At 71.2% G+C, this 18,581-nt stretch carries 18 protein-coding genes; 7 read left to right on the top strand and 11 right to left on the bottom strand.

Features of this window, described 5'->3' with window-relative positions; genetic code table 11:
• Positions 1–56: 56 nt before the first annotated feature.
• The 4 genes from ACIPJ2_RS11535 to ACIPJ2_RS11550 all read right to left on the bottom strand — a co-directional run bounded on the left by ACIPJ2_RS11535 (position 57) and on the right by ACIPJ2_RS11550 (position 2,866).
• Positions 57–743 carry a uracil-DNA glycosylase gene (locus ACIPJ2_RS11535; RefSeq protein ID WP_402728918.1) on the bottom strand — a complete coding sequence of 229 codons (687 nt, stop codon included), beginning with the start codon at positions 741–743 and terminating at the stop codon, positions 57–59.
• 8 nt (positions 744–751) lie between these two features.
• Entirely contained in the window at positions 752–1,471 is a 720-nt protein-coding gene (locus ACIPJ2_RS11540; RefSeq protein ID WP_402728919.1) for a Type 1 glutamine amidotransferase-like domain-containing protein, read from the bottom strand.
• Entirely contained in the window at positions 1,468–1,998 is a 531-nt protein-coding gene (locus ACIPJ2_RS11545) for a phosphoribosyltransferase (protein WP_281264794.1), read from the bottom strand. Before ACIPJ2_RS11545 ends, ACIPJ2_RS11540 begins: the two co-directional genes overlap by 4 nt.
• Positions 1,999–2,089: 91 nt before the next feature.
• The gene (locus ACIPJ2_RS11550; RefSeq protein ID WP_402728920.1) at positions 2,090–2,866 is read right to left on the bottom strand and encodes an SDR family oxidoreductase; all 777 of its coding nucleotides are present in this window, start codon (positions 2,864–2,866) and stop codon (positions 2,090–2,092) included.
• An 86-nt stretch (positions 2,867–2,952) separates the two neighbouring features.
• Here ACIPJ2_RS11550 and ACIPJ2_RS11555 point away from each other — a divergent pair, with 86 nt between their 5' ends.
• The 6 genes from ACIPJ2_RS11555 to ACIPJ2_RS11580 all read left to right on the top strand — a co-directional run bounded on the left by ACIPJ2_RS11555 (position 2,953) and on the right by ACIPJ2_RS11580 (position 10,473).
• Positions 2,953–4,044: an acyltransferase family protein gene (locus tag ACIPJ2_RS11555; protein WP_402728921.1), complete on the top strand. Its 1,092-nt coding sequence runs from the start codon at positions 2,953–2,955 to the stop codon at positions 4,042–4,044.
• Positions 4,045–4,184: 140 nt separating this feature from the next.
• A complete protein-coding gene (locus tag ACIPJ2_RS11560) occupies positions 4,185–5,516 on the top strand; it encodes a bifunctional o-acetylhomoserine/o-acetylserine sulfhydrylase (protein WP_281264797.1) in 1,332 nt (443 codons plus the stop codon).
• Between the two features lie 355 nt (positions 5,517–5,871).
• Entirely contained in the window at positions 5,872–7,071 is a 1,200-nt protein-coding gene (locus ACIPJ2_RS11565; RefSeq protein ID WP_402728922.1) for a homoserine O-acetyltransferase, read from the top strand.
• 163 nt (positions 7,072–7,234) lie between these two features.
• Positions 7,235–8,392, top strand: coding sequence for an ATP-binding protein (locus tag ACIPJ2_RS11570; protein ID WP_402728923.1), 1,158 nt, complete (start codon positions 7,235–7,237; stop codon positions 8,390–8,392).
• On the top strand, positions 8,389–9,711 hold the full coding sequence (locus ACIPJ2_RS11575) for a hypothetical protein (RefSeq protein ID WP_402728924.1): 1,323 nt from the start codon (positions 8,389–8,391) through the stop codon (positions 9,709–9,711). Before ACIPJ2_RS11570 ends, ACIPJ2_RS11575 begins: the two co-directional genes overlap by 4 nt.
• 90 nt (positions 9,712–9,801) lie before the next feature.
• Positions 9,802–10,473 (top strand): response regulator, encoded by a 672-nt coding sequence (locus ACIPJ2_RS11580; RefSeq protein ID WP_402728925.1) that lies wholly within the window; start codon positions 9,802–9,804, stop codon positions 10,471–10,473.
• A gap of 245 nt (positions 10,474–10,718) precedes the next feature.
• Here ACIPJ2_RS11580 and ACIPJ2_RS11585 read toward each other — a convergent pair whose 3' ends face one another.
• The 5 genes from ACIPJ2_RS11585 to ACIPJ2_RS11605 form a co-directional block, all read right to left on the bottom strand.
• Positions 10,719–11,984, bottom strand: a complete 1,266-nt coding sequence (locus ACIPJ2_RS11585) for an MFS transporter (protein ID WP_402728926.1) — start codon at positions 11,982–11,984, stop codon at positions 10,719–10,721.
• Between the two features lie 253 nt (positions 11,985–12,237).
• The gene (locus ACIPJ2_RS11590; RefSeq protein ID WP_402728927.1) at positions 12,238–12,456 is read right to left on the bottom strand and encodes a hypothetical protein; all 219 of its coding nucleotides are present in this window, start codon (positions 12,454–12,456) and stop codon (positions 12,238–12,240) included.
• Positions 12,457–12,525: 69 nt separating this feature from the next.
• Positions 12,526–13,545, bottom strand: coding sequence for a hypothetical protein (locus ACIPJ2_RS11595; RefSeq protein ID WP_402728928.1), 1,020 nt, complete (start codon positions 13,543–13,545; stop codon positions 12,526–12,528).
• Between the two features lie 191 nt (positions 13,546–13,736).
• Positions 13,737–14,045 carry an MTH1187 family thiamine-binding protein gene (locus ACIPJ2_RS11600; RefSeq protein WP_402728929.1) on the bottom strand — a complete coding sequence of 103 codons (309 nt, stop codon included), beginning with the start codon at positions 14,043–14,045 and terminating at the stop codon, positions 13,737–13,739.
• Positions 14,042–15,391: a hypothetical protein gene (locus ACIPJ2_RS11605; RefSeq protein WP_402728930.1), complete on the bottom strand. Its 1,350-nt coding sequence runs from the start codon at positions 15,389–15,391 to the stop codon at positions 14,042–14,044. The genes ACIPJ2_RS11600 and ACIPJ2_RS11605 overlap by 4 nt, the downstream gene beginning before the upstream one ends.
• A gap of 61 nt (positions 15,392–15,452) precedes the next feature.
• Between ACIPJ2_RS11605 and ACIPJ2_RS11610 the strand changes: the two genes are divergently transcribed.
• A complete protein-coding gene (locus ACIPJ2_RS11610; RefSeq protein WP_402728931.1) occupies positions 15,453–16,166 on the top strand; it encodes a YceI family protein in 714 nt (237 codons plus the stop codon).
• Between the two features lie 15 nt (positions 16,167–16,181).
• Here the strand turns inward: ACIPJ2_RS11610 and ACIPJ2_RS11615 are convergent, their stop codons facing one another.
• Positions 16,182–16,964 (bottom strand): family 16 glycosylhydrolase, encoded by a 783-nt coding sequence (locus ACIPJ2_RS11615; protein ID WP_402728932.1) that lies wholly within the window; start codon positions 16,962–16,964, stop codon positions 16,182–16,184.
• 769 nt (positions 16,965–17,733) lie between these two features.
• The gene (locus tag ACIPJ2_RS11620) at positions 17,734–18,579 is read right to left on the bottom strand and encodes an NAD(P)H-hydrate dehydratase (protein ID WP_402728933.1); all 846 of its coding nucleotides are present in this window, start codon (positions 18,577–18,579) and stop codon (positions 17,734–17,736) included.
• Between the last annotated feature and the right edge of the window lie 2 nt (positions 18,580–18,581).

The following is an 18,581-nucleotide window of genomic DNA, read 5'->3' on the forward strand; positions in this document are numbered from 1 at the left end:
TCACGAGCCTACGGGTCGCGTCCGGCAGGCGGTCACGACACCGGCCTGGAGGCTCGTCACACCTGGGCGGGCAGCGTCCAGTCGACGGGGTCGGCACCCTGGGCGACGAGCAGCTCGTTCACCTGGGAGAACGGGCGGCTCCCGAAGAACCCGCGGGACGCGCTGAGCGGACTCGGGTGCGCCGACGCGACGATCGGCGTGTCCCCGAGGAACGGCCGGACGGACCCGGCCTGCGCGCCCCAGAGCACGGCGACGAGCGGGCGGTCCCGGGCGACGAGCGCGCGGACGGCCTGCTCGGTGACCCGCTCCCACCCCTTGCCGCGGTGGCTGCCGGCGTCCCCGGCACCGACCGTCAGCACGCGGTTGAGCAGCATCACGCCCCGCTCCGACCACGGACGCAGGTCGCCGTGCGCCGGCGGAGTGACGCCGAGGTCGTCGTGGAGCTCGCGGTAGATGTTCGCGAGGCTGCGCGGCACCGGACGGACCCCTGGGTCGACGGCGAAGGACAGGCCGATCGGGTGTCCTGGCGTCGGGTACGGGTCCTGTCCGATGACCAGCACCTTCACCTGGTCGAACGGGTACTCGAACGCCCGGAGCACGGACGCGCCGGCCGGCAGGTACGGCCGCCCCGACGCCGTCTCCTCGCGGAGCCACGCACCGAGTCGGTGGACGTCGTCCTCGACCGGGGCGAGGGCCTCCGCCCACCCGGGGTCGACCAGTTCGGCGAGCGGCTGAGCCTGCATCGGAGTCGCTACGCACCCATCGTGGCGACGGAGACCGACTCGTCGCCGGCGACCACGCGCCAGACGCTGCCGGCCCCGCGGACCTCGAGCGCCCCCTCACCGACGACCAGGACGGTGTCATCGTCGATGGCGAGTCCGGCGGTGACGAACTCCGCCTCGGCGCTGGCGATGAGCCGTGCGATCGTGCCGGCCTGCACGGCGTGCACGTCGATGGTCAGGTCCACGAGCCCGAGTCCTTCGCGGAGCTCGACCTCGTCGAGGCCCTCCGATGCGCCCTCGGGGCAGACCTCGACGCCACCGACGCGCCAGCCGCCGACGAGCGCACGGTCGGACGCGATCATGGCGCCCGCCGAGTACCCGAGGTACGGCAGGCCGTCGGAGACGAGCAGGCGGATCTGGTCGACGAGCGGCGCGATCGCGTCGAGGTAGTCGGGGGTACGCCCGCCGCCGATGACCAGGGCGTCGATGTCGCTGAGGACCGCCGTGCTGAACGGCTGCCCAGGAGCGACCTCGGTCACGAGGACCTCCGCCGCGCGGGCACCGCCGAGGACCTCCGCGATGTCGGCGGTCGACGACGGGCTCGTGCCCGTGGCGTCGGCGACGGAGAGCAGCCCGATGCGCGGGACGGTGCGGCCGACGGCGGCGGAACGGGCGGTCGCCTCGGCGAGGAAGGGCGCAGCGGCGTCGGAGGCGGCGAACGGTCCGCCGCCGACGAGGTGGATGCTCACGACTCGGCCGTCACCGGTGCGAGGGCGCTCCACGGGAACGTGATCCAGCCGTCGACCCGTCGCCAGACGTGGTCGGGCTCGAGCACGGTGCCTGGCTTCGAGTACAGGCAGGCGCTCCGCACGTCGGCGCCGGCCTTCGCGATGATGTCGACGACGAGCGCCAGGGTGCGCCCGGAGTCGGAGACGTCGTCCACGACGAGCACGCGCTTGCCGGCGAGGCTCGGAGCGTCGAGCGCTGGCGCGAGCACGACTGGCTCGTCCAGACGCTGTTCGACGTCCGTGTAGAACTCGACGTTGATCGAACCGCACTCCTTCGTGCCGAGCGCGTAGGCCACGGCACCGGCGATGATGAGCCCGCCGCGGGCGACGGCCACGACGACCTCTGGCTCGAAGCCGGACGACAGGACGTCCTTCGCGAGGAGCCGAGCGGCGTCCCCGAACTCGAGCCAGCCGAGCACCTCGGGCCCGCTCGTCACGGTCACGACGGCCGGCGAGGAGGGCTCGGCGGGTTCGCTGCTGATCGGCATCCGTCCACGGTACCGGCAGGTACCCCGCCCCCGCGACCCGAGTTCCCCGCCCGGGCGCGTGCGGAGCGGAGAACCGCCGACGGCTGCCTGGTCAGGACTTGGGCGACAGGTGTCCGCGCGCCAGCTTGTGCTGGGCGGACTGCGCGACCGGACGGATCGTGACGAGGTCGAGGTTCACGTGCGACGGCAGCTCCACCGCGTGCACGATCGCCTCGGCGACGTCGTCGGCCGTGAGCGGGTCCTCGACACCGTCGTAGACCGCCGCGGCCTTCGACTCGTCCCCGCCGAACCGCACGAGCGCGAACTCGTCGGTCTTCACGAGCCCGGGAGCGATCTCGACGACGCGGATCGGTTCGCCGTTCAGCTCCAGGCGGAGTGCACCGACCAGGGCGTGCTCGGCGGCCTTCGCGGCGTTGTACCCGCCACCGTTCTCGTAGGAGACGAACCCGGCGGTGCTCGTGACGGTGACGATGTCGGCGCCGCCCGTGGTCGACGCACGCTGCCGGAGATGCGGGAGCAGCGCCGCGATCACGCGCTTGGTGCCGATGACGTTGACCTCGAACATGGCGCGCCAGTCGTCGACGTCCGACTCCTCGACGGTCGCCGAGCCGAACGCTCCCCCGGCGTTGTTGACGAGCACGTCCGCGCCGCCGAGCTCCGCGACGCGAGTCGCCAGGCGCTCGACGTCGGCGGCGTCGGTGATGTCCGCCGTGAGCGTGTCGATCCCGAGCTCCGCGGCGAGCGCGTCGAGCCGGTCGGCACGCCGGGCGACGGCGAGCACGTCCCAGCCCCGTTCGCGGAACAGGCGGACGGTGGCCGCCCCGATCCCCGAGCTCGCTCCCGTGACGACCCCGCGTCGTGCTGCCATGTCCGTGCCTCCAGTGCTCCGTCGACGAATGTCACGACAACGGTACCCAGTACGGCGAAGGTCACGTTCCGGTAACGTCACGAGGGATGACCATGGACGCCGCCCCTCCCGCGCCCGCTGCGCCGATCACGAACCTCGAACCGGGTCGCGCGAAGCGGCGCATCCCGATGTGGGACACCGCACGGTTCGTCGCCGTGACGCTCGTCGTCATCGGGCACGCGATCCAACGGCAGACAACGGCGAGCGAGCACGCCCTGGCGCTGTACACGTTCATCTACGCGTTCCACATGCCGGCGTTCGGTGTCATCAGCGGGTACTTCTCGTCCGCCGACACCCCCACGGCGAAGCGCATGCGTCGGACGATCACCGACATCGTCGTGCCGTACATCATCATGCAGACGATCTGGACCGTCGTGCAGTCACTCGTCGAGGGCGGCAAGAAGTTCAACCCGACCCAGCCGACGTGGACGCTCTGGTTCCTGCTCGCGCTGGGGATCTTCAAGCTGATCCTGCCGTACCTGGCGCAGCTGCGGTGGCCGCTGTTCTGGGCGGTCGTCTTCAGCATCGGTGTCGGGTACTTCGACAACGTCGACTCCACGCTGTCCCTCTCCCGCGCGATCAGCCTGCTGCCGTTCTTCCTGGTCGGCTGGCAGGTGAAGCAGTGGGGACTGTTCGACCGCTGGTACGAGGCACCACGGAGGATCGTCGTCCGGCTCCGGATCGTGGCCGGCGCGGTGTTCGCGGCGTGGGCGGTCGCCTGCGCGGTGTGGATCCCGCAGTTCAAGGAGTTCGACCTGCACCACTGGTTCTTCTACGACGACTCGTACTCGGGTCTCGGCGAGGACGCGTGGTGGGCGGGTGCCGTGCGCTTCGGCCTGATGCTCCTCGCCGCGCTGCTCACCGCGTCGTTCCTCCTGCTGGTGCCCCGGCGGAACGTCTGGATCACGCAGTTCGGCGCGGCGACGATGTACGTGTACCTGCTGCACACGTTCGTGCTCTACCCGGTACGCGAGTCCGGCATCCTCGCCGGCCAGCACTCGGCGTGGCCGTACGTGCTCCTGATGGTCGCGTTCGCCTGTGCGGTGAGCCTCTTCCTGGCGCAGCCGTTCGTCAGGAGGGGCATGCGCTGGCTCCTCGAGCCGAACGTCCGCTGGCTTTTCCGGCGCGACCCCGCCTGACGCTCGTTACGTCACGAGACGGGTGCGGTGGTGCGGACCCGGCCACCTCCGTACCGTTGCCTCCGACGTGACGACGCGCCGAGCCTCCCGGCCGAGCGCACGGCGACCCGACGACCGACCGCACCGGACAGGAGCACGAGATGACCGAGAACGACGCCGCGCAGTGGCGGTTCGAGACCACGCAGGTCCACGCCGGAGCGCAGCCGGACCCGACGACCGGCGCACGCGCCACCCCGATCTACAAGACGACCTCGTACGTCTTCGCGAACTCGGACGAGGCGCGTGACCTCTTCGCCCTCGCGAAGCCCGGCAACATCTACTCGCGCATCATGAACCCGACGAACGACGTCCTCGAACAGCGGATCGCCGCGCTCGAGGGGGGCTCCGGTGCGCTCCTGGTCGCGAGCGGTCAGGCGGCGGAGACCTACGCCGTCCTCAACATCGCGCAGGCCGGTGACCACATCGTGTCCTCGTCGTCGATCTACGGCGGCACGTACAACCTCTTCAAGTACACACTCGCCCGGCTCGGCATCGAGACGACCTTCGTCGAGGACCAGGACGACCCCGAGGAGTGGCGTCGCGCCGTCCGACCGAACACGAAGCTGTTCTTCGCGGAGACCATCGGGAACCCGAAGATCAACGTGCTCGACATCACGACGGTCGCGGACATCGCGCACCAGGCCGGGGTGCCGCTCATCGTCGACAACACGATCGCGACGCCGTACCTGATCCGTCCGTTCGAGCACGGCGCCGACATCGTGGTGCACTCGGCGACGAAGTTCCTCGGTGGGCACGGCACGGTCATCGGCGGCGTCATCGTCGACGGCGGCACGTTCCCGTGGTCCCAGCACCCGGAGAAGTTCCCGGAGTTCAACACGCCGGACCCCTCGTACCACGGGGCGGTCTTCGCCGAGGCGGTCGGCAACTCGCTCGCCTACATCATCAAGGCGCGCGTGCAGCTCCTCCGCGACCTCGGTGCGTCGAGTTCCCCCGACACCGCGTTCGCGCTGCTGCAGGGCATCGAGACCCTGTCGCTCCGCATCGAGCGGCACGTGGCGAACGCGCAGGAGATCGCCGAGTGGCTCGACCAGCACCCGGACGTGGCGACGGTGGCCTACGCCGGCCTGCCGACCTCCCCCTGGTACGGCGCCGCGACGCGGTACGCACCGAAGGGCGTCGGGGCGGTGCTGTCGTTCGAGCTGAAGGGCGGCGTCGACGCGGGTCGTGCGCTCGTCGACAACCTGACGCTGTTCTCGCACCTCGCCAACATCGGTGACGTGCGCTCGCTCGTGATCCACCCGGCGTCGACGACGCACTCGCAGCTCACGCCGGAGCAGCAGCTGACCACCGGTGTGACGCCGGGGCTCGTGCGCCTGTCGGTGGGCATCGAGAACGTCGAGGACCTGAAGGCGGACCTCGAGGCCGGGCTCGCAGCAGCTCGTGCGGTCGCCCAGGCTGGTTTGCGCGCATAGGCGCACGCCCGGGGCGCCCCTCCGGACCCGACTCAGAACGACGAAGTCGCTGTCGTACGACAGCGACTTCGTCGTTCCCACGCGTGTGCAACTGTTGCGTCCGCCTGCTTGCGACAACGTCGATGTCGTACGACAGCGGTCCTGTCGTCTCTTGCGGACGCAACGACCCTGCGGACGCAACTACCCCGCGGACGCAACCACCCTGCCGACGCAACGACCCCCACGGACGCAACGACCCTGCCGACGCAACGACGCCGCCGGCGCCGACCCGAGCCTCCCGTCCGCCCCGATTCGGCCACGCAACCGACGTAACACGGCGTCCGGACGGTCCACGGACCGGGACAATGGACGGACCATGGACTGGCAGACGACTCCCGAGGACTCCGTCCCGTCCACCCTGGTCCCGGGGACCGCGCTCGGGGCGATCGGCAAACCCCCGGTCACGGGCGCATGGCGACCCGGTGACCACCCCGGTTCCCGGCAGTTCGTCGCGCTCGGCGAGCAGTGGGTCCGCGGCGGACGGCTGCCGAGCGTCCGGATCGCCTACGAGTCCTGGGGCACGCTGAACGACGCACGGGACAACGCCGTCCTCGTGTTCCACGCGCTGACCGGGGACTCGCACGTCACGGGTGATGCCGGCCCCGGGCACAAGACCGCCGGCTGGTGGGGCGACGTCGTCGGACCCGGTCGGGCGATCGACACCGACCGGTGGTTCGTCGTCGCGCCGAACATGCTCGGCGGCTGCCAGGGCTCGACCGGCCCGTCGTCGGTCTCTCCAGACGGGGTGGAGTGGGGTTCGCGGTTCCCGTTCGTCACCGTGCGCGACCAGGTCGCCGCACAGGTGCAGCTCGCCGACGCGCTCGGCATCGACCGGTTCGCCGCGGTGGTCGGCGGGTCGATGGGCGGCATGCACGCGCTCGAGTTCGCGGCGTCGGCCCCGTCCCGTGTCGCCCGACTGGCGATCCTGGCCAGCACGGCCCAGACCACGGCGGACCAGATCGCGGCGAACTCGCTGCAGCGCGCCGCGATCCAGATGGACCCGGGCTTCGCGGGCGGCGACTACTACGAAGCCGAACCCGGCGACGGGCCGTCCAGGGGGCTCTCACTGGCCAGGCGGATGGCGATGATGACCTACCGCGCGTCCGACGAGCTCAACGGGCGGTTCGACCGTTCATGGCAGTCGGACGTGTCCCCGCTCGGCGACGACGGCCGCTTCTCGGTCGAGAGCTACCTCGACTTCCACGGCAACAAGTTCACCAGGCGCTTCGACGCATCGACGTACGTGACGCTGACGCACGCAATGGACTCGCACGACGTCGGTGCCGGACGAGGCGGCGTCGCGTCCGCCCTCGGTGCCATCACGGCGAGGACGCTCGTCGTCGGCATCTCGAGCGATCGGCTCTTCCCTTTCGAGGACCAGCACCGGATCGCCGCAGGCATCCCGGACACCCTCGACGGCGACCACGCGGCCGTCATCGACAGCGAATTCGGCCACGACGGGTTCCTCATCGAGCACGCGGCGGTCGGTGCGCACCTCCGTCGTCTGCTGGGCTGAACCGACCTTTTCATCGCATTCGCTATAACAAAACCGTTTCCAATCGGAACGACTGGGCGTGCCGAACACCCCCCAACGGGTGCCGCCCGTGGAATGATGGCTGCGAACCGATCAACCGTCGGTTTCTTCCCTGCACGCACACGAGAACAGCACCAGGAAACCGATGGAACTCATCGCACAGGAACGTGACCGGCTCCTCCGGTCCACGACCCGTGTCGTCGGGATCGCCTGCACGCTGATCAGCCTGGTCAGCGTCCTCTGCTCGTTCGCCGTCCCGGCCGGTCCGCTCGCCGGTGGCGTCGCCTGCATGGCGGTGATGATCGGTGCGCTCGTCGCGTTCGGCTGGAACGGCTCGACGTGGTGGACCGCACTCACGCTCGTGGCGGGCCTCGGCGCCATGGTCCTCCTCACGACGAGCGTCGACGGGCTCGAGCGCACGGTGCTCGCGAGCGCGCTCGTCCCCCTCGCCGCCGGCGGCCTCTCCTCGCTCCTCATGGCGCAGCGCGGACACCTCGTCGGACTCGGGTTGACCATCCTCGGCGGCGTCGCGTCGATCATCGTGATGGCCTTCGCCGCCGGCGGACTCGTCTCCAACGCCGTCGGCGGGACCGTCCTCGGTTGGGTCCTCACCGCCGTGGTCGCGTACTGGATCTCCCGGAGCATCCCCCGCGTCGCGCGTCGCATCTACAGCATCGGCACCGCGCACCGTGCGGAACGCCAGGCCAGCGAGACCGAGGCGCAGCGCCGCCAGGGTGCGCGGCTGCTCCACGACACCGTCCTCGCCACGCTCACTCTCCTCGCCCACTCCGGTGTCGGCGTCTCCGAGCAGGCGATGCGCGAGCAGGCCGCCGAGGACGCCAGGCTCCTGCGGCACCTCCGGCTCGGCGCGACACCGCAACCGCAGCAGTCCGGCGACTACTCGCTCACCCGCACCGAGGAGTCACCGCTCGGCCAGACGCTCGAGTCCGTGAAGCAGCGCTTCGGCCGGATGGGACTCGAGGTCAGCTGGCACGGCACCGGGCAGGTCCTCCTGCCGTCGAACGTCCTCGACGCGTTCCTGCTCGCCCTCGCGGAGTGCCTGGAGAACGTCCGTCGCCACGCCGGTGTCGCCGAGGCGCACGTCACGATCGTGCACGACAACGACATGGTCCGCGCGATGGTCACCGACTCCGGCGTCGGCTTCGAACTCGGCGCCATCGACGAAGAGCGTCTCGGCTTCAAGGAGAGCGTGGTGAACCGCCTCCGCGAGGTCGGCGGGGACGCACGCCTCTTCTCCGCGCCCGGATCGGGCACCACCGTCGTCCTGGAGGCACCCCGATGAGTCGCGTCCCCGAGGACACGATCGGCCGCGGACTCCCCGGCGAGACCCAGCAGCCCGCCCCGCGGACCCGACGGGAGGCTCGGGAACGGTACCGGGGCACGGAACGTCGGCAGGCGCGCGGCCTCCCCTCCACCTCCACCGGTGCGCGGTCGCTGCGGCAGGCCGCGAAGCCCGGAGCATCGCTCGGCGCCGGGCACCTCGGGCTCGGCGCGGCGGTGCTCACCGCACTCGAGGCGATCGCGGGCATCGTCTTCTTCCTCGCACACTGGACGGACTTCTCCGACCCCTGGCTCCCCGCTGCCGCGTGGATGCTCTTCGTCATCGCGGCGGTCGGCGTCGGCCTGAGCGTCCTGAGCTACGGCGAACGACTCACCGGGCTGGCCTTCGTGCTGATCTGCGTCGTCCTCGGATGCGTCGTCACCCTCGACTTCATCGGCATCTGGCCCGAGCACGACCTCGCCCACACGGCCAGCGCCTCGATCGCCGCCGGGTTCGCCCTGCTCCCCGTCGCGACGCTCCGCCCGGCTCGCGAGGTCGCCGCGGCGATCACGGTGCTCGGGCTCGCGTTCATCGGCATGGCGGTCGCGTCGACCCCGATCACGACCGACACCATCCCCGGGCTGTTCTCGCTGCTGGCGCTCGTGATCGTCCCGCCGTCCGTGGCGATCTTCGTCACGCACCGCTTCCGGCAGCTCGTGCAGCGTGAACTCGACCGGGTGCTCGTGCAGTCGAACGTCTCCGCGCCGCAGTTCGCCGTCGGCATGCTCGCATCCGACGAACTCGCCCGACTCGACCTCGCCGCCGAGAAGCTCCTCGACGCCGTCGCGAACGGCACCGACCCGCTCCCCCTCTCGGACGCGTCCTCGTCGGTGGCGGCGTCACTGGCCACCGAGCTCCGCCTGCACCTCATCGAGGGCCGCCGCGAGACCTGGCTGTACCACGCCATCACCGAGTCGGACCACCTCGGCCGTGCCGTCAGCGTCGCCGACCCCGGGTCGCTCGCCGGGCACCTCTCCCCAGCACAGCGCGACGGACTGCTCCAGGCGCTCTGGCAGATGGTCGGCGACGGCCGCGGGCTGCAGCCCGGCGTCCCGATGGTCTCCGTCACGCTCGGGCCGGTCGGCTCGGACGGGCACCCGGTCTCGGACGAGGAGATGGACGTGCCGATCGTCATCGAGTCCCGCGGCGTCCCGCGCCGACGGCTCGGCCCGACGGCCTGGAGCGGACTCGCCCGCATCGGGAGCTACACCGACACGGTGCGGGACGGGGCGCTGCACATCGTCGCCCACTGCGTCGTGAGCCGACATCCCACGATGTGACGGGTTGTCGGACACCCTGACCAGCCTGCGCTCGCCGAGTGGGCCCACCACCTAGGCTCTGCCACGCAGACCACGAGAAAGGACGCCAGCATGGCGACTCCAGAGGAACCGATCCGACTCGCACTCGTCGACGACCACAAGATGCTGCTCGGCGCCCTGACGGAGTGGATCCGTGGCGCTGCCGACGACATCACGCTCGTCGCCGCCGTCACGACCTGGCCCGAGCTGCTCACCAGCCCGTCGTTCCCGGTCGACGTGGTGCTGCTCGACCTGGACCTCAAGGACTCGATCCCGGTCTCGCTGAAGATCTCGACGCTCAAGACGGCCGGCGTGAAGACCGTCGTCATGAGCACGTACTCCGAGCCGAACGTGGTGCGCGAGGCCCTCGGGTCCGGTGCCCTCGGGTACCTCGTGAAGAGCGAGGACGCCGAGATGATCGTCGAGGCGATCCGCTCGGCACAGCGCGGTGAGCAGTATGTGTCCGCCGAGCTCGACCTGGCGATCAACTCCGGTGACGTCGGTGGCGTGCCGAAGCTCAGCGCGCAGGAGCGCCGCGTCATGGCGCTCTACGGCGGTGGCGAGCCGGTGAAGAGCGTCGCGTACCAGCTCGGCATCTCCGAGGAGACCGCGAAGAGCTACCTCAAGCGCATCCGTGAGAAGTACCGCGTGGCCGGATTCGACGTCGGCACGAAGGTCGCCCTCCGGAAGCGTGCGATCACCGACGGCATCATCTTCGAGGACGGCAGCCCCCACGGCCTGTAGGTCCCTGTCGGGCGCGGGCGTCCGCGCGGGCCATCCCCTGACCATCGAGTGCGCAGAAGATGCGTCCGGACAACCCCGGAGGCCACACTTTCTGCGCACTCGCTCCGGCGCTCCGGCTGGGCCGCAACGTCGAGAGCGCAGAAAAAGCGTCCGGATACCCCCGGAGGCCACACTTTCTGCGCACTCGCTCGTGCATGTGATGCCCGGTACCCCGATCTCGGTGCCCCGGGCCCGGCCCGCGCGCGTCAGACGAGCGGGATCGGGGACGTGATCGGGCCGGTCGTGGGGTGCGGAGCTGACAGGGCCGCGCGGCGGTTCGACCGACGCTCGACGGCGTAGCTGATCGAGGTCATCACCACACCGAGCAGCGCGAGCACGATGCCGAGCCACCCCGGTGCCACGAAGCCGAACCCGGCGGCGATGACCGCGCCGCCGAGGGCAGCACCGAGCGAGTTCCCGATGTTGAACGCCGAGTGGTTCAGCGCCGCGGCGATCGTCTTCGCGTCTCCGGCGACGTCCATCAGGCGCGACTGCACCGCCGGCGGGATCGCCGACGAGGTCGCTCCGAGCAGGAACGCCCCGACGAACACGCCGACGGCCCACTGCGCGGTGAGCACCGTCACGAGCAGCGCGCCGATGAGTGCGAACATGCCGACGTAGATCGTGCGCTTGACGCTGTGGTCGGCGAGGTGCCCGCCGAGGACACCGCCCACGACCATGCCGAGGCCGACGACCACGAGCACCAGAGGCACCACGGACTCCGACAGCCCCGTGACGTTGGTGACGAGCGGCGAGATGTACGAGTACACCGCGAAGAACCCGCCGAACCCGACCGCGCCGAGCCCCATCACGAGCCAGACCTGGGGCACGCGGAACGCCCGGAGCTCACGGCCGATGGACGCGTGCTCGTCGCGGGCCGAGCGCGGGACGAAGGCCGACACCGCGAAGAACGTCGCGGCGAAGAGCACGGCGACGACGCCGTACGCCACACGCCAGCCGGCGTTCTGCCCGATGAACGTGATCGCCGGGACGCCGATGACGTTCGCGACGGACAGGCCGAGCAGCACCATCGCGATGCCCTTGCCGCGCTTGCCGGGACCCATGATGTCGCCGGCGACGATCGAGGCGATGCCGAAGTACGCACCGTGCGGCAGGCCCGCGACGAACCGGGCGACGAGCACCAGCCCGAAGGACGGCAGCAGCGCGCTGGCGATCGTGGCGACGACGAACCCGACGAGCAGCACCATGAGGAGCCCCTTGCGCGGGAACTTCGCCGACATCGCGGCGATCGTCGGCGCACCGACGACCACGCCGAGCGCGTAGGCGCTGACGAGCCATCCGGCGTGGGCGATGCCGGCGTCCGGGTTCGCGGCGTACTGCGTCGGCAGGAGCGCCTCGGCGATGTTCGGGAGGAGCCCCATCGCGACGAACTCGGTCGACCCGATGGCGAACCCACCGAGGGCGAGGGCGATGAGCGCGAGCGCGCGACGCGCAGGCGAGAGCTGGGACATGGTGCCTGTTTCGGACGTGATGGACGGTTCGGGACCAGCCGCGGAGCTCACGGAGGAGGGGCTGGAGGTGAGGCGCGTGGCGGAGCGCGCCGGGCCTCCCGTCCGGGACGGCGTCGTCGCGACCGGCGTTCGCCGGTCCGCTCGACGGTGAACGGGAGAGACCGGTCCGACTGCGCGGCCCGGTCGGATCAGTGTAGACCGCTCCAAACCATCAACGGAACCCGCCGAGCCGAATCGATTCGATGCCCGCCGTTCAGGCGGCGCGTCGCTCCGGCTGCCGGTGGACGACCACGGGCGCGGGGGAATCGTCGCGGTGCACCCACCCGGCACCGCACTCGGTGCAGGTGGCCCAGGCGTTCTGGTCGTCGGAGTCCACGTCGATGACGACCGTTCGCAGGTCGCAGTCGGGGCACCAGCCGTCGTGCATCATCACGATCTCCTCGTCACGTCGGTGGCCGCCCGGTGCGACCATCTGCGAAACATGACACACCCGACCACCGACATCCCCGGGAGGACGACGGCGTGTCGCGGAGCCCAGCGATCAGTCCGTCAGCGCGGCGTTCTCGCGCTGCACGGCGTCGAGGAAGTCGTTCACCTCGACCGGCAGGTGATCGCCCGGCTGGCGCGGGACCGGCACCCCGAGCTGGATGAGCTGTGACGGCATCGGACGGGTCGTGGCCCCGTTCCGGACCATGTGCTCGACGCGGTCGGTGTAGCCGCGGAAGGCATCGGACTCGTGCCAGTCGTACCACGCGCCCTGTGTGTGCAGCGGGTCGAACCCCCAGTGCGCAGCGCGCGCGGACGACTCCTCCGCGAGCCGGCGGTCAGTCCGGGCCGATCGGCGACGTAGGACACGCAGGACCGTGCAGAGGACACCGAGCCCGATCAGGATCACGAGCCAGACGACCGGGCCCACGAACGGGTTTCCGGGCTTGATCGCCTCGCACTCCGCGCGGGTGAGGATCTCGCTGACGTTGCGCAGGCACGCCTCGTACTGCTGTTGCCGTCCGTCGTCGAAGGACGACGAGATCGCGGCCATCCCGAGCCCGAGGAGCGGGAGGACGGCCAGTGCGAAGGCGATGATCGACAGCACCTTCAGGGCGGTCTGCCTGAGTCGCGCCGGCTGCAGCGCGACCCGACGCTGCTCGTCTGCGGGCACCTCGGCGCGGGCACGCCCGATCGCCTGCGACCATGCCGCTCGCCAGGACCGTTCACGGTGCCGGAGCATCGGGATGAGCACGATCGCGCGCTGCTGCCAGTCGACGAACGCCGCACCCTCCGGCGTCTGCCGCCACATCGAGAACTCGTGCCGGGCGGTCTGCTCCGCCATCGCCTGCTGGAGCGCGTGCTGCTCCTGCTGCAGCGCGAGCTGCTCCTGCTGGAGTGCCACCTGCTCGGCGGCGCTGCGGGCCGCCCGAGCGGTGTTGAACATCGTGAACGTGTTCGCCACGGCGCTCGCTGCGTTCGTGAACTCGATGGTCTGGAGCGATGCCGCGGACGACGCCTGCGAGCTGCGGATAGCCCCCATGTCCCGGCCGAACTCGTCGTTGCTGTAGGCCATGCCCCACCAGCGCTTCCTGATCCCGTGCGCGACCGAATGTCACGCGTCCAGGACGCCAGCGGGGACAGATCCCCCGGGATGCGTCCAGATCCCCCGAGCCGAGGCTAGGAGATGGCTGAACGCCGACCCAACTCCGGAGCGCCCCCAGATCGGGGCACGGACGCAGGAGCGGACGGACGGACCCGACGCCGTCAGGAGTCGAGCGCAGCCTCGAGCCGCGCGAGCTTGCCGTCGAGCTCGCCCGTGTGGCCAGGGCGGATGTCGGCCTTCAGGACGAGGGACACCCGGGTGCCGTACGCGCCGACGGCCTCGGTCGCACGCTTGACGACGTCCATGACCTCGTCCCACTCCCCCTCTATCTCGGTGAACATCGACGAGGTGCGGTTCGGCAGCCCCGACTCGCGGACGACACGGACGGCCGCGGCGACGGCGTCGTGGACGGACCCGTCGGACGAGGCTGAAGGACCACCGGACGGGGCGAGGGAGAAGGCGACGATCATGGGTCCATCCTGCCCTCTGCGGCGACGCCCGGCCCGGACCCCGCAACGCCAGGCCCGGACCCCGCGACGCCCGGCCCGGACCCAGCGACGCCCGGCCCGGACCCAGCGACGCCCGACCCGGACCCGGCGAGCGCACCTCGCCGCGCCCGGAGCCCGATCCGGACGACGAGCACGAGGGCCCAGACGAGGATCGCGACCTCGAGGGCGTTCCGGATCGTGAGCACGACGAGGATCCACGGCTGCACGGTGAGCACCTGGTCGTAGTAGGCGGGGTAGATCAGCTGCGTCAGGAACGCCATGGGCAGCGCCGCCATCGCGATCGGCAGGAACCGTCGTGCACTCCCCCGGCCGGCGATCAGTCCCCACACGATCGGCACCGCGAACCACCCGATGTACTGCGGGGACCCGACCTTGTTCGTGGCGATGAGCGCCGCGACGAGCACCAGTGCGAGCAGCGGCGCGACCTCGGCTCGACGGGCGCCGCGGACGACTGCCCACGCGGCGAGCGCGATGCCGCCGAGGACCACGAGCGCCATCAGGGGCGTGGAGGCGGCTGCGGCCAGGTGGGTGCCGTTCCCCGAGACCTCGAAGGTCAGGATCTCCCGGTCGTAGAACACCGCGGCCCCCGGGACGTGCGCGGCGGCCGCCCACATGAACGGCGTCGCGAGCGGCGCCTCGATCTGGAGCGCCCGACCGCTCTGCTGTCCGACGAAGGACAGCAGGTGGGCGGCACCGCCGAACAGCACGTCGACGAGGACGACCAGCGCGGTGACGACGAGCGCTCCGACGACGACCCCGCGCCGGTGCCCGCGCCGCACGACGAGCAGCACACCGACGAGCGCGGCCGGCCACACCTTGATCCACGCGGCGGCGGTGAACACGGCAGAGGCCACCGCCGGCCGGGACGCGACGAAGCACACGCCGACCATCGCCACCGCGGTCGCGACGGTGTCGATCCGCCCCAGGCCGATCGGCCCGAGCGCGAGGAGGAACACGAGCCACCACCAGACGACCCGCACGCCGAGCGCCCGGAACCGCCAGAGGAACGCGCACGCGGCGGCGTCGAGCAGGACCATCAGGACGAGCCACCCGGTGCCGATCGACGCCGCTCCGCCGATCGCGGCTGCGGCCATGGGGACGATCGCCAGGATCGGGTACACCCAGTCCGAGTCCATGCCGACCCAGTAGTGGGACGTGAGCCCGGTCTCGATCCACCGTCGGTAGGTGATCGTGACGTCGCCGAGCGGCAGGTTCGCGGTCGTCGCGGTCAGCCACCACAGCACGGCGTGCACCGCGACGAACGCGACGGCGAAGCCCACGACCTCGAACCACCTGGACCTCAGCACCCCAGGATCGTAGCGGCGCGATCCCCAGGACTTCCCGAGGATGACGTGTCACCGTCTGAGGGTGACCACTCCACGCAAGCGCACCGGCAAGCGCAGGGCCACCATCTGGATCTCGATCGCGGCAGCCGTCGTGGTCCTCGGCGTCGTCGGGACCGTGATCGGTACGACGGTGTACTCGAACACCGAGAACGCCAAGGCAGAGGCGGAGCCGAGCGTCGCCGCGAGTCGTGCCCCGTCGACACTCGACGCGAGCGATCTCACCGGCGACTGGACCGTCGGCAGCGGCTCCGAGGCCGGCTACCGGCTGCACGAGGTCCTGAACGGTTCCGACGTGACCGTCACCGGGCGGACGGACAGCGTCAGCGGGACCGCGACGGTCGACGGCTCGTCGATCACGGCGGCGTCGATCGAGGTCGAGGTCGCCGACATCGCCACCGACTCCGCCCAGCGGGACTCGTACTTCCGCGATTCCGCGCTCGACACCGCGGCGTTCCCGAAGGCGACCTTCACGCTGACGAGCCCGATCGCGGATGCCGTCCCGTCCGGGAGTGGGACCACGACCGTGCAGGCCGCCGGCGACCTGACGCTGCACGGCGTGACGAAGTCGGTCACCGCGACGCTGCAGGTCGGCCTGAACGGCGACGGCGTCGACATCTCCGGCTCGATCCCGATCACGTTCGCCGACTACGGCGTGCAGGCACCGAGTCTCGGGTTCGTGAAGGTCGATGCGGACGGCGCGGTCGAGTTCCTCGTCCATGCGACACCCGCCGGGTAGAGCACCCGCCCCGCCTCACCGGTCCCAGGTCTTCACCCAGTCGATCTCGAGGTGCCCGGGCTTCCCGTAGTCCCCGATCTGGAACATGAATCGGTGCGCGGTGGTCGGCACGTGCTTGGTGACCGTGAGCACGAGCTCGCCGTCCACGAAGTACCGGACCGAGACGCCGGGGATCCACTCGGTCGTGTAGGTGTGCCACTGCCGCCAGGTCGCGTCCGTGTGCAGGCCGATCGCGTTCCGCTCCTGACCGGGCACCATCGAGTGGCTGAATGCCCCGACGGTGCCCTGGAAGGTCCCCTCGGGGAAGTCCAGCTCCCCCTCCGACCAGACGTTCGACGTCGGCCACAGCATGAAGGCGGCGCCGTTGCCGTCCCCACCGCTCGCGCGGGCTCGCACGCTGAAGGTCCCGCCGACGTGCGACCAGGCTCCGTCCGGCGTGCCGAACGTGCCGGCGGCCCCGCGCTTCCCGTCCATCGCGACGTCCATGATCCCGTCGTGGGCGCTGATCACCTCGCCCGACCAGTACTTCCCGCTCATGCCGTCCGGGTAGGGCTGCCACGACCCGGCGTACGTGGCGGCGAACTGTCCGCCGGCGGCCGCCGGGGTGTCGAAGTCCTCCGAGAACGTCGGGGCCGCACCACCGGCAGGGGGCGTGGGCGTCGGCGCTCCGGCGACGGTCGGCGCGGGCGACGCGGGGTCCCCGGCCCACGTGCGCGCGTCGGCGGTCGTGACGGCGCCGAGCGTCACCGCGGCGGCGATGACGGCGGAGAACACGAGCAGCGTCCGAGCGACCTTCATCGGTCGTCCCGGAGCTGGACGGGGTGCTGTGCGTACTGCATGGTCGTGGATCGCCTTCCGGGGACGGACCACCGTGTCTGATCGGTCGGGTGTCGTCCCTCGGCTGTCTGTCTACGCGCTCTCCGGCGGTCCCACGAGGCTCTGCGCCACCGCTGGCGGGATCGGTGCGGGCTCCCACGTGCGGTGCGTGTTCACGCTGCGGTTGCGTGTTCCCGCGACCCTGCACGCGCGGCTGCAACCGCGCCGTGACGCGCGCGAGCCGCGACACTGTCGCTGTCGTACGACAGCGACAGTGTCGCTACACCGCGCGCGCAACAGTTGCGCGCGCGGTGCGGCGACAGTGCGGACGTCGTACGACAGCGATCCTGTCGTTTCGAGTCGCGTCCACCGCCATCCATCGGACGGGAGGCTCGACACACGTCCGGCACCGAGCCTCCCGTCCGGCCGTGGTCGCGACGAGTGCGCGCCGCCGCACCGCGCACTCGTCGCCTCCGCAACCCGCGACGCTGCCTCGGCCCCGCGCGTCCCCTCGCGGGCTCGGCTCCGCGCGTCCCGTCGCGTCCGCAACGAGCGACAGCGTCGCTGTCGTACGACAGCGATGCTGTCGCAACCCCGCGCCCGCAACAGTTGCGCGCGCGGTGCGACGACAACGCGGACGTCGTACGACAGCGACGCTGTCGTTCCGAGTCGGGCTCCGATCGGTGCACAAGCGCACAAGTGCACACGAGCGCACGCGAGCCGACCCGCACGAATCAGCCGATGGCGTGCGTCACGCCGTGGCGTCCCCGGTGACGGCGAGGTCGCGGACCACGCCGGGCAGGGCCTCGATCAGGGCGGTCATCGTGAAGGGCCCGCCCCCGGACGCACGCCGCGCCGCGGTACCGTGCACGACGGCCCCGGCGGCAGCGAGGTGCGCGAGCGCCTCAGGACCGACCTCGCCCTCACCGGCCCGGCCGGCGACGAGCGCACCGAGCACCCCGCCGAGGACGTCTCCGGCGCCCGCGGCGGCGAGCCAGGGCGTGGCGGAGGACGCCACGAGCCGCACCGAACCGTCCGGCGTCACGACGTGCGTGTCGGATCCCTTGAGGAGCACGACGCTCCCGGTCCGCTCGGCGGCGCGGAGTGCCGACCCCCGCGGGTCGTCCTCGACGGCATCCCGGGACACCTGCAGCAGCGCAGCGAGCTCGCCGGCGTGCGGGGTCAGCACCGCGAGCGGGCCGAGGTCGACGAGCGGGATGGCCCCGGCGTCGACGACCACCGGGACTCCGTCGTCCGATGCGTGCCGGAACGCGTCGGCGGTGGTCTCGTCGAGGTCGTCGAGGGAGTCCGCGGCGATGCCGGACCCGACGAGCCAGGCCTGGACACGACCGACACCGGACACGACCTCGGGGCGGCGCGCGAGCACGGAGTCCGTCGCACGGGTCGGCCCGACGTACCGGACCATGCCGACCCCGGTGTGCACGGCGGCGTCGACACCCATGACCGCGGCGCCCGGGTAGGCGGCGGAGCCGGTCGCGACGCCGAGGACCCCCCGCCGGTACTTCGTCGTGTCGCCGGTCGGGACCGTGATCCACGAGGCGGCATCGGACGGGGAGACGGGGACGAAGTCGTTCACCA

It is taken from the genome of Curtobacterium sp. NPDC090217, assembly GCF_044746705.1.
In the GTDB taxonomy this organism is placed as follows: Bacteria; Actinomycetota; Actinomycetes; order Actinomycetales; family Microbacteriaceae; genus Curtobacterium.